At 30.4% G+C, this 12847-nt stretch carries 10 protein-coding genes; all 10 read right to left on the bottom strand.

The window, feature by feature from the left end:
• Nucleotides 1-353 precede the first annotated feature (353 nt).
• The 10 genes from ABWP20_RS08350 to ABWP20_RS08305 all read right to left on the bottom strand — a co-directional run bounded on the left by ABWP20_RS08350 (nt 354) and on the right by ABWP20_RS08305 (nt 12832).
• Complete coding sequence (locus ABWP20_RS08350) at nt 354-881, bottom strand: YcxB family protein (RefSeq protein WP_353095338.1); 528 nt, start codon at nt 879-881, stop codon at nt 354-356.
• A 477-nt stretch (nt 882-1358) separates the two neighbouring features.
• Nucleotides 1359-3185, bottom strand: coding sequence for a glutamine--fructose-6-phosphate transaminase (isomerizing) (gene glmS, locus ABWP20_RS08345; protein WP_353095337.1), 1827 nt, complete (start codon nt 3183-3185; stop codon nt 1359-1361).
• Between the two features lie 342 nt (nt 3186-3527).
• Nucleotides 3528-5249, bottom strand: coding sequence for a phosphoenolpyruvate--protein phosphotransferase (gene ptsP, locus ABWP20_RS08340; protein ID WP_353095336.1), 1722 nt, complete (start codon nt 5247-5249; stop codon nt 3528-3530).
• Nucleotides 5250-5261: 12 nt separating this feature from the next.
• On the bottom strand, nt 5262-5525 hold the full coding sequence (locus tag ABWP20_RS08335) for an HPr family phosphocarrier protein (protein ID WP_353095335.1): 264 nt from the start codon (nt 5523-5525) through the stop codon (nt 5262-5264).
• A 30-nt stretch (nt 5526-5555) separates the two neighbouring features.
• The gene (locus ABWP20_RS08330) at nt 5556-6635 is read right to left on the bottom strand and encodes a DUF871 domain-containing protein (protein WP_353095334.1); all 1080 of its coding nucleotides are present in this window, start codon (nt 6633-6635) and stop codon (nt 5556-5558) included.
• The gene (locus tag ABWP20_RS08325) at nt 6628-6960 is read right to left on the bottom strand and encodes a PTS sugar transporter subunit IIA (RefSeq protein ID WP_353095333.1); all 333 of its coding nucleotides are present in this window, start codon (nt 6958-6960) and stop codon (nt 6628-6630) included. The genes ABWP20_RS08330 and ABWP20_RS08325 overlap by 8 nt, the downstream gene beginning before the upstream one ends.
• A 13-nt stretch (nt 6961-6973) precedes the next feature.
• A complete protein-coding gene (locus ABWP20_RS08320) occupies nt 6974-8317 on the bottom strand; it encodes a 6-phospho-beta-glucosidase (protein ID WP_353095332.1) in 1344 nt (447 codons plus the stop codon).
• Nucleotides 8318-8363: 46 nt separating this feature from the next.
• Nucleotides 8364-9647, bottom strand: a complete 1284-nt coding sequence (locus tag ABWP20_RS08315) for a PTS sugar transporter subunit IIC (RefSeq protein WP_353095331.1) — start codon at nt 9645-9647, stop codon at nt 8364-8366.
• A 30-nt stretch (nt 9648-9677) separates the two neighbouring features.
• Nucleotides 9678-9989, bottom strand: coding sequence for a PTS sugar transporter subunit IIB (locus ABWP20_RS08310; RefSeq protein ID WP_353095330.1), 312 nt, complete (start codon nt 9987-9989; stop codon nt 9678-9680).
• A 143-nt stretch (nt 9990-10132) separates the two neighbouring features.
• A complete protein-coding gene (locus ABWP20_RS08305) occupies nt 10133-12832 on the bottom strand; it encodes a sigma-54-dependent transcriptional regulator (RefSeq protein ID WP_353095329.1) in 2700 nt (899 codons plus the stop codon).
• Nucleotides 12833-12847: the final 15 nt, after the last annotated feature.

Here is a 12847-nt window from a genome sequence, read left to right as displayed (position 1 = left end):
AAATAAAGCCAGATAAATTTTATCAGTATGTTGACTTTATTACACAATTCTTATTGTGCTAACTACTCCCTTATCTCATTAACAAGTATATAGAACAATGTCTATGCTGTCAATACTATGAAGATTTATTATATCTCATTTCCCCTATTCATATTCTTTTACTATCTTATTTGAATTGAACTTATAAATATAACTTTAATTCAAATATCCCTAATATTTTCTATATCTCTTTTATTTTTGACCATATACTTTGTCTTTAATTTTAAGACTTAATAACACCTTATATATTCTTGCTATAAAATAATAAAAATGAATCGAAATATACCATGACTCATTTTATATCATCTTTGTTTTTAAATCTTCTTATATTTATTTCCTATTTGTTTTTCATATAGATTTCTCAACTTTTCAAGGGTTTCTTCATCCATATCCTTTTTCCTTATTAAAGATGCCTGATTCATATTAGAATAGTTTATAAAATAATCCTTTGACTCAAGTATCTGATAAAATTGATCATATCTAATCTTAATTTGACCTTCAATTGCTGTATTCTTTACAATTAAAAAATCATCATAAAAATCTAATATATCTTGAGAGTCAAATGCTCCTGTATTATCTGTTTTTATTCTTTGCTTATTTTTTCTTTCAACTTTAAAAATCACTGTGCCAAAGGAAACTAATGCAAGTAGGATCCAAAATATAAAAAACCCTATTATATTAAATTGCCTATTATCAAAAGCAAGTAATCCAGCCATTAAAGCAGCTAATATAATTATAAATGGGATTATTACTTTGTTCCTTCGAAATGTTGCAACATATAAAAATTTATGATAATCTTCTTTTGTCATACGAGTCTTCACTGTAAATAATTTGTTATCCATAATTTCCCCTAACTTATGTATTTTTCATCTCAATATATAAAATCCTTATAATATCTCCATAATAATATGGATATAAAATATTAATAAAAGTAAACCTAAAAACAAAGTCACATAAATAAATCTTTTTATTATGGTTTTCTTAGTCAATCCAATGATTGCAAGAACCAACGAAATTATAAAGAATATGAAATGAAGATATAAAGATATCTTTGTTCCCAAAGGAGTAAGAATCATTGGTACCCATAGAATACTGATAATTACAGATATCATAGATAAAATAGGTAGTTTTTCACTTTTCAATTTTATATAGGATTCACCTATGATTCCAACTAGATTCTCTATATCTCCAGCTATTATTTCTTTTTCAGTAAAAGCATATGATTCATTTGTTATGCCTTCAACTTTAAATTTCTTCTTATTATTTCCCCTTTAGTTTTCTCGCAGTTATATTCCATATCCATCCCCCATATATTTAATTTATTCCACAGTAACTGACTTAGCCAAGTTTCTTGGCTTATCTACATCATTTCCCTTTATAACAGATGTATAATAAGCAAGAAGTTGAGTAGGTATAACTGTTAAAACCGGCGCTAATATATTATCTACTTCTGGAATATAGATGGTATCATCAGCATGATTTAAGCTCTCATCTAATCTTTCTTTTATTATAGAAATAGTATAAGCTCCTCTAGCCTTTACTTCTTGTATATTTGAAACCATTTTTTCATATAGATAATCTTGACTAGCTATTCCAATTACAGGAGTTCCTGATTCAATCAAAGCTATTGTCCCATGCTTTAATTCTCCTGCAGCAAAGGCTTCTGTATGGATATAAGAGATTTCCTTTAGTTTTAATGCTCCTTCCATAGATGTCTGATAATCCAGTCCTCTGCCTATATAAAATATACTTTTCTTATCTTTAATGCTTTCTGCTATTTTCTCGATTTTATCAGATTTTTTAAGAATCTCTTCTACCTTATCTGGTAACCCCTTCATCTTTTCAATTATTTCAAAATAATAATCTTCTGTAATACTTCCCTTAATATTTGCCATATAAAGTGCAACCATATATAAAGCCACTAATTGTGTAGTATATGCCTTTGTTGAAGCAACTGCAATCTCTGGTCCAGCCCATGTATAGAATACATCATTGGATTCTCTAGCTACAGATGAACCTAGAACATTAGTAATTGAAAGAATTCTTGCTCCCTTCTTCTTAGCTTCTCTAATGGCTGCAAGGGTATCTGCTGTTTCTCCAGATTGGCTAACTGCTATAAGCAATGTATTCTCATCAATAAATGGCTCCCTATATCTAAATTCTGATGCAACATCAGGCTCTACAGGAATATTAGTAAATTTCTCTATTGCATATCGTCCTACTAATCCAGCATGATAAGCTGTACCACATGCAACAATATAAATCTTAGAAATCTTATCTAATTCCTCTTTCGTTAACTTGATATCATCTAATTTTATTCTTCCATCATCATCAAGTCTTCTTAATAGAGTTTCTTTAATTGCCAATGGCTGCTCATGGATTTCTTTAAGCATAAAATGACTATAACCACCTTTAGACGCAGCTTCCATATCCCAATCTACTGTAAACTTTTCTCTTTTTACTTCATTTCTATTCTCATCATAGACTTTGACATTATCCTTTGTCAAGTGAACTATTTCTCCATTCTCTAAAAAATATACATTTTTAGTATATTTAAGTAATGCTGGAATATCTGATGCTATGAAATTTTCCTCATCTCCCAGTCCTACTACCAATGGACTTTCTTTTCTGACTGCAACTAGTTCATTAGGATTATTTGATGAAATAATACCTAATGCATAAGCTCCTCTAAGCTTCTTAATAGCTTTAAATACTGTACTAAGTAAATCTCCATCATAGAGACTATCTAGTAGATGTACTATGACTTCTGTATCTGTCTGAGATTTAAATTTATACCCCTTTTCAAGTAATTCTTCTTTAATTATATTGTAATTTTCTATTATTCCATTGTGTACTACTGCTATTGTTTCTTTTTCATTTAAATGAGGATGAGAATTTACATCTGATGGTGCTCCATGAGTTGCCCATCTTGTATGACCTATACCTACATTTCCCATTAATGGATGTTCATTTAAATAATCTTCTAATACTGAAAGTCTGCCTTTTAATTTTTTAAATTCAATATGTCCATTTCCATTTACTGCAATACCTGATGAATCATATCCTCTATATTCTAGTTTTTCTAATCCTTGTAATATTACTTCCTGTGCATTTTTATTTCCAATATATCCAACTATTCCGCACATAATATAGCCTCCTAATTTAGTGTGCAAATATTATATCACTTTTTACTTTATTTGTATAAGCTTTTTTGTTTACCCAATTATCCTATATAAATATATTGATCCTATACTAATTATAGTATTCTGTATAATGAAATATTTAATATACTCTATGTATTATATTATTAATCTATAGTCAATATAATTCAGTGTTTTTGAAGTTAGATTTGATGATTAGTTTATTTTTTCCAGAAAAAATTAAATCGTTTTCCAAATGATAATGAGGTTGAAAAACTAATTAGAGAAAAATAGATTAATTTTATAGAGCTACTGGTTTTCCAGTAGCTCTATTTTATAACCTGCATATTAAATATTCAGATCATCATTTATTATATTCTCATCAATATATTTTTCTACTTCATATGCTGTAGGTAGATTTAGTATATATTCTAATTTTTCTTCCATATCTTTCTTCGAAGTATTTCTAACTAAATATCTAGCTTTTAAAATAGATGACGCACTCATACTAAATTCATCTAATCCCATTGCTAAAAGTATTGGTATAAGCTTTTCATCACCTGCAACCTCACCGCACATGCCTACCCAAATACCCTCCTTATGTCCATTATCTATAGTCATCTTTATTAAAGATAGTAAAGCTGGATGAAATTGATTATATAAATTAGATATCTTTTGATTTCCCCTATCTACTGCCAATGTATATTGGATTAAATCATTGGTTCCTATACTAAAAAAATCAACTTCTTTAGCAAATTGCCTTGAATGTATTGCAACAGCAGGAATTTCAACCATAATTCCTAATTCTATATTTTCATCAAATTTAATATTTTCTTCCCTTAGTTCATCTTTAACTTCTTCTAAAATTAATTTACTTTGTCTTAATTCTTCTATACTCGAAATCATAGGAAACATTATCTTTACATTTCCATATGCACTTGCCCTTAAAATAGCTCTTATTTGAGTAGTAAATATTTCCTTATTATCTAAGCAAAATCTTATGGCCCTATATCCTAAAAATGGATTCATTTCTTTTGGAATCTTTAAATATGGTATATCCTTATCTCCGCCTACATCTAAAGTTCTTATAACTAGAGGTTTTCCCTCTAATTTCTCTGCTACTATTTTATAAGCCTCAAACTGCTCCTCCTCTGTAGGAAGTCTATCACTGTACATATAAAGAAACTCTGTTCTATAAAGCCCTACACCTTCCCCATCATTTTCTATTACTTTATCTATATCTTGTAAAGTCCCAATATTCCCTGCTAATTCCACCTTATATCCATCTCTAGATATGGATTCTTGTCCTCTCATTTTTTCTAGTTTCTTTTTAAATATCTCTAATTTTCCCTTCTCCTGATTATATGCTCTAATTTCATCTATAGTAGGATTTATAACTATTTCTCCTGTTGTTCCGTTAATAATCATCAGTTCATCATCTTTTACCACTTCCGTAATATTTTTCACTCCACATATAGCAGGGATATTCATAGTTCTAGCCATTATAGATGTATGAGATGTACGTCCCCCTATTTCCGTCACGATCCCAACCACCATATCTTTATTTATTTGTGCCGTATCTGATGGGGTCAAGTCCTTAGCTACAATTATGGTTTCACTATTTATCAAAGATAAATCCTTAGTTTTTATATTTAATAATATCCTCAATACCCTATTTGATACATCTTCTATATCAGCAACCCTTGCCTTTAGATACTCATCCTCCATTTCATGAAAAATAGAAATATAGGAATTAGTTATTTTACTAACTGCCCATTCACTATTTACATTCTCAGCTAATATATTCTCTTTTATAGCATTAATATATTCTGGATCTTCTAGTATCATCTTATGGGCAGTAAATATCTCTGCCTCCTTTTCCCCTATATTCTCCAATGTCATATTATATATAGTATCTATCTCCCTTATGGCTTTATTTATAGAATCATTTAATCTTTCTATTTCAAACTTACCATTTAAGATACTATTTTTAGAAATCTTTATCTCAGGCTCTTTATATACTAGAACCTTACCTATGCCAATACCTACTGAAGTTCCTAAACCCTTCATAAAGATCTCCTCCTAGTCCATTATCTTATTTTCAATAAATTCCCCTAGTTCCTCCACTGCCTTTTCTTCATCTTCTCCTATTGCCTTTATTACAAGACAATCTCCCTTTACCGCACCTATACTTAATATACTCATTATACTTTTAGCATTATATTCCTTTTCATTTTTAATGATTTTAATTTCACTAGTATATTTTGATGCCTCTTTTACAATCATAGATGCTGGTCTAGCATGTAAACCTGTATTATTTAACAATACTATTTCTCTCTGAGCCATAATCTCATCCCCTGCCTATATCTATTTTCATTACTTTAACTTAAACTTAAATTTTTGCCATGGCTTTATATAATCAAGCAAAAATATTTCTTCATCAACAACCTTGCCTACAATTGAAGATCTATTACTGTTTTTCATAGGTTTTAAAACTAAATGAACTTCTCCCGCATAATGTGCATATAGACTAGATTCAATTACAATATCTCCCTTTTCCATATCCTTTGGATTAATCAGTCGAAATTCATAATCCTTATACTTTACTCTAGACTGAGTAGACCTAATCATATATTCTGAGATGTCACCTCTATTAAAATGAAGTTCATTTAATAAAATATTTCTCTCTACCTCTGGAAGATTATTATCTATCTCTATATTTAATTCTAAAATATCTTTATTAATAGAAGCTAAAGCCTTTAATTCCTCCTCCGATGGAAAACAGTTAGAAATAATAATATCATCCATTAACCCAGTATTTATTAAATCTTTAACTTGAACCTCAATAGGTAATTCTCTATGTTCTTCCATAGTAGGCAGTCCTTCATTTACATCCCAAGGACCAAAATTTGCTTCATTAGATGAAACAAAAGCAGCAGTTCTAATTCCATGTTTTTTAAATTCTTCTGTAGTTCTCATGAAATGTTTCCTTGCTATTCCTGTATATCTATGGGGATAGAAATTGTGACAGCCAATTATATTGTCTTTATTAGGTAAATAACTCATAATATTATCTAAATACTTTGTACCACTGCTAATATTTAATTCTATCTTTAATCCATAAGGATTAAATGACATTATGCTTTCTTCATTGCCACTGAAACCCATATCTAATCTAATTCCTGTAAGTCCTATATCGCTAAACACTTTTAAATCCCTATGGTCTATATTTAAATCTTTAAAAACCTTAGGAGCAACATCTGCTATAATCTCCATCTTCAATTGTCTGGCAAATTTAACTATATCCTTAAATTTCCCTAATATTTCTTCATTTTCAACGGTCAGAAAGTTTAAAAACACCCTACTAAAACCATATTTTGATGCTAGTTCTAAATATCTTCTATTGTCTTCCAAATTTGACTTATCTGGATAAACAGACACTCCTAATTTAACCATTATTCTTTTCCCCTTTTAATTCGTCTACTACTTGATATAATTCTATAAATTCATTTGCCATATCTCTTACTGTAATAGCATTCATTAAATGATCCTGAGCATGGACTAATAGAAGAGATATTCTTTTTTCTTCCCCTCTTGCTTCTTCTTGTATTAGTAGAGTTTGACTTTTATGTGCTTCTGATAATTTATTATTCGCCTCTTCCATGGCATCTCTTGCCTTTTTAGGCTCTCCACTTTTAGCATATCCAATGGCTTCCATACAGAAACTTCTAGCTTCCCCGCTGAAATTTATTATATTTATTATTGTAAGTTCTAAATCCATTTTAATCTCTCCTTTATTGATTTCCCCTATGGAATTCTTTATTATAGAACCTTGGCAGGTATTTCCTATTAACCTCAAGCATTTCATCTAATAGCCTGTGTCCTAGCATATCATTAGCCACTAATGGATTTAATGTCATGGCAAGCAATGCCTTTTCATAGTTCCCTTCCACAGCCGATTCTGCTCCAAGAACTTCAAATGTTTTTATTTGATTAATCAAACCCTTTATGCTAACTGGAAACTCGTCTATAAACTTATGAGGTATGGGACCGTCCTTAGTAATATAGCTAGTGATTTCTATGGCATAATCTGATGGAAAATCCTTAATTGTATCTCTATTAATTGTATTTACTACTTGTAAATCACCTTTATCATTATAAATTGAGGAAATCAAATTACATGCTGCATCGGAATAATATGCGCCCCCTCTTTTTTCTAACTCAATAGGTTTTGTATTTAACTTTGGATTTTTATATAGATTAAATAGCTCTGACTCCGTTTTAATGACTTCCTCTGCCCTTGTACTTCCATTTTTATATTGATTTAATTGACTCTCTAACATATCTCGCTGTTTATAATAGTATTTATGGTATGGGCAAGGAATTAAGTTTAATGCTCTTGAAAACTTTTCATCCCACTCCATTTCTTCTATGTTTTTCATATTAACTAAAATAGAGTTTTTAATAAATTCTTCAAAGACTTCTGCTGTCTTATCTTCATTATCTATAAATGTATTAAATCCGTATATCATATGATTTAATCCAGCAAAATCAATTCTTATTCTACTATGATCTATATCTAAAATCTTAGCTATACCCCTTTCTATACCTACAGGCGTATTGCAAAGACCAACAAATTTTCTATGCTTTGAATATCTTGCTAAAGCTTCCGTAACCATTCCAACAGGGTTTGTAAAGTTAATTAACCATGCATCGGGACATAAATCCTTCATTTCATCAGCTATTTCCAATATTACAGGTATGGTTCTAAGTCCATTAATTAATCCACCTGCTCCATTGGTTTCTTGCCCTATAAACCCATAGGATAATGGAATCCTTTCATCCTTAACTCGTGATTTTAATAGTCCTACCCTAATTTGGGTAGTTACAAAGTCTGCATCCTTAATAGCTTTCTTTCTATCTGTTGTTGTAAATATTTTCATTGGAATATTTGCCTTATCTATCATTCTTCTTCCTAGTTCTCCAATGATTTCAAGTTTATCTAATCTCTCTTCTATATCCACAAGCCATAATTCATCTACAGGCAATTCATCATATCTATTTATCAGACCTTCTAAAAACTCTGGAGTATAGGAAGAACCTCCTCCTATTGTTCCTATCTTGAGAGATTTATTCATATAGTCAACTCCTTTGAATTAAGGGAAGGGCATATACCCCTCCCTATTAACTTTTTACTTTTTCTCTTTCTATTGCTTGTTTCTCTGCTGCCTTCACAAATGGCAGATAGATTATAATGGCTATAACAAAATTTAATATAGCTAATAATGCAGCCATAAAACTTCCTATGCCCTTAGCACCTGTTGCTAAAAATGCCCCAATACCTACTGGTGTAATCCAAGGTATCTGTACATAAGTTGGGGGCACTATTCCAGTAGCTGTAGCTATATAAGCCACTAAAGTCAATACACCAGGTACTATTAAAAATGGAATAAACAAAATGGGATTCAATACAATTGGAAGTCCATATATTACAGACTCATTAATCTGGAATATCCCCAATGGTAATGATAATTTAGCTACTTCCTTATATTCTTTTCTCTTCCTAACGACTATAAAGATTGCAACTATTAATGCTAATGTTGCACCAGAACCACCTAAATGAACAAATGAATCAAAGAAAGCCTTAGTAATTAAATGTGGTGCTTTTTCTCCTGCCATAATTGCATTATAGTTATCTGTAAGAGCTGGTAAATATACGGACTGCATAATCGGCTCAAATATATTGGCACCATGCACTCCAAGGAACCACAAGAAATTCATTATAATAGGTATCAATATTACTGCTATCATACCTTGAGTTAAACCCATAAGAGGTTTTTGTATAAGGTTAAATATTATATCGTATAAGCTGCCTAATTCTGCCGCATTGATTATATATGTTAATATACCAAATAAAAATATTGCAATAAATCCAGGCAATACAGAAGCAAAAGCTCTGCCTACAGCTGATGGTACAGTATCTGGCATCTTTATTGTCAAACCTCGTTTAGTTAACTTTACAAATATTTCCGTTGCAATTAATGCTACAATAATACCAGTAAATAATCCATTAGCATCTAAATAACCCCAGTGTAAATATCCCCATCCTGCATCTCCATGGGCTTGAGGTAATGTTGTGATAAATGATGCTACTGAAATTAAACCTGCCGATAAACCATCTTCACCATAGGATTTTGCAAGATTATAACCTATGGAGAAGGTTGCAAGTAAACCTAGCATTGCCAGAGTTCCCCACCAAACATTACCATTAATAGGACCTAGTACTTTCCCTATTGCAGGAACTAATTCACCTAAAGTATTATTCAATAATACTGCAAAGGAACCTGCTAAAACAATAGGCATAATACCAACAAAGCCGTCTCTAATTGCTGCAAGATGTCTTTGAGAGCCAATTTTCCCTGCAACAGGAACAAATTTATTTTCTATCCATCTCATAAATCCATTCATACTTATCCCCCTTTAAATAATAATAAATAATTATTTCCCTTCAATCATTGAAATAGCTTGGTCCAATACCTTAGCACCATTCATAGTTCCATAATCCATACTGTTTATTACATCCACCTTAATCCCCCTAGGATCCATTAGATCTTTGACTTTAGAAAGCATATATCTGACTTGCGGTCCTAAAAGCAATGCATCAAGATTTTCTAAATTGTTCTTTAAATCAGCCTCTGCAACAGCCTTTATACTTACTTCTATTCCTTGCTCCTTTGCTGCTTTTTCCATTTTAGTCACTAATAAACTGGTAGACATTCCTGCTGAGCATACTAATAAAATATTATACAAATAAATCCCTCCTTTTCCCACCATATCTAATGATTAGTGTATTAATATATATTGCAATATAGATGCCAACATATTATCTTCCTTAACACCTAATAATTCAACATTTCTATAATAAAAAATAGTGTGTAATACATTGCACACTATTACACACTATTATTATTTTCCATAAAGGATTTAACAATATAGGCTATCTCATTATCTCCTATATCTACTTTATAATCCTCCTTAATAGTTTTAAACTGTTCCCTTGCAACTATCATTTCCTTTAGATATAATTCCTTAAATCTATCTAAATCATCAAATACTCTAGTCTTCTCACCAGCCAAAAGACTCTCTATCATAAAACAGATATGAAGAGCCATACCCATTTTAACATCATTAGTTACTTTAATATTTAAGCTTTCTCCCAGTCCATTTATTAGATATTTAATATCTTTAATAAGTAAATCACTTTCTAAATGTATTAAATGCTCCCTAAGGGAATCCCATATTTTATCGTACATTTCAGCTTCTTCAACTATTTCTTCTAACCTTTCCACAGTTTCTCTTGAAAAAAGGTCAATAGCTGAAATAAATGGTATTGACTTTATATTTATATTAACTGCACTGATAATAGACAATATATTATAATCCTTATCTAATTCTGATATTCTATCTTCTAATCTTCTATCATCAATAATATTAATAGCGATTGTTTTAATATTTTTATGTCCTATTATATTATTTAAAATATCTGATATCTTCCTTGCCACCCCATCACCTGTAAAGCAAGCAGCAACAATTATATTTTCCTTTTTCCTATGCCTATGTCGAGTATTCTTTATGCCCTTAGGACCAATTGAATCTAGAATATCCTCCAATGTATATCCAATTATTGCTTTTCTTGCAATATCTAAAACCGATAATGTACTTGCCATATCAATTGTTTCGACTTCAATACCAGTTTCTTCAGTAATCATATGGCCAAAATTTGTTAAAGAACCCATATCTACCATTAAAATAACACCTTTATCTCTATGAACTTCCAAAACCTTGTCCTTAGTTATTTCATACATTTTATGAGGTTCCATAGATAGAGGCATATCAAGACCTATGACAAAATCAGAACCGATTAAACTATTTACTACTTCCACCATTGAGCTTGCAGTACTTCGACCATGCATTACAAGGATAATCTTCACATTTGATTCTATTTCATTTTTGTCTTTAAAATAATCAGATGCAAAAAACATAGCCAAATATCCTATTTCATCTACTGGTATTTCAATATTAAATTTGTTATCTATTAACTTCGCTATTTTCATAGCAAATATAAATTCATCTTCATAGTTTATTCTAATAAAATTCAACTTAGGATTATATATTCTTTCTCCTTCTCTAATTCTCTCAACACTTCTTTCAAGGTGAAAAGATAATCCAAAATATATTCTTTCATCATATTCTCTATTTAAGACTTTCTCAGCCAGTAACAATATTTCCTCAACTATATCTATTATTTCTTTATCAACTATATTATGAATTTCATCTTTTTTATAACGTCTGCTTATTTCTCCAATATATCTTTGAAAATGAGATTCTATATCTATACTTAAGACTTCATTTATATCTGACTCATCCATTCCAGACATCTTAAAAGAATTAATTTTCCCCTCAATTATATTATAGAAATCTTCACCTATATTTTCCTCTTCATGACTCAATTTTAAAGGTATATCTTCTATTCCGCTATATTTCAATATATCATTAACTCCACTTAATAACTCATTAATCTCATTCCTATATTCATTTAAATGTAGTAATCCTTTTCTCACATGATTAGGTAAATTTCCTTGATTTATCATAAGAAATTTACTTGAATTTGCCTTATAATTTAAAAAGGCCTTGGCGCAGGAAAGCTGTATATCACTTTTTAGTTGACCAATATTATTCAGACAATCATATAGTAAATAAGAGATAATTGAATTTTTATTAATATAAATGCTTTGTCCAAGTCTACGTGATTCCTCTTTAATAAAGGATTCTATTAAAAAATATCTCTCTCCTAAGGACCTCTCATGGAGATTTGGTAACTTAATTACCATAGGTATTCTTCTAGAGAAAGTTTGCAGTAAATATGACTCTGGATCCTCTGTAGTTGCAGCTATTATCCTAACATTTACATATATTGTCTTCTCACTCTCTCCAAGGGGTCTGAAGTATCCCTTATCTATGTATGTAAATAACATTTCTTGCCCCTCAGGAGTTAATCTATGTATTTCATCTAAAAAAAGTACTCCTTTATCAGCCTTTCTTAAAAGCCCATCCCTATCTATATCAGCTCCTGTAAATGCGCCTTTTTTTACTCCAAAAATCTGTGCCGTTAAAAGATTAGGGTTGTTGACATAATCTGCACAATTAAATCTTATAAATGGGGCATTATTCCCTAACACATTGACTTCTTTAGCATATTCATACATCTGCTCAGCAAATAAAGACTTACCAACTCCAGTTTCTCCTAAAAGCAAAGTATGAAGCCCTTTTGGCGGATATATAATAGCAGCTTTTGCTTTCTCTATAGGAATGCCTAAACTCTGCTTAGCTCCCACTAGTTTGTCTAAGCTATTTAATCCATTGCTAAACTTATTATCAAAGGATTTATCTTTATTATTGGATATTGACTGATATAATACTGGTCTTCCATTTAATTTTTTTATCTTTTTATCTTTATATAAAGTATTAAGATATCTACTAATTGTTGACCTGTCTAAATTTAGCTCTTTTGATATATCCATAGCAGATATACCAGTTTTATTTTCCTTCTCTAAATCTAAAAGTTTATTATATACCCTATCAATGACCTTCAATCTGCTACCCCCTTT

The sequence above is a fragment of the Tissierella praeacuta genome, from assembly GCF_040396155.1.
Classification (GTDB): Bacteria; Bacillota; Clostridia; order Tissierellales; family Tissierellaceae; genus Tissierella; species Tissierella praeacuta_A.
This window is presented reverse-complemented; position numbering and strand designations above follow the sequence as displayed.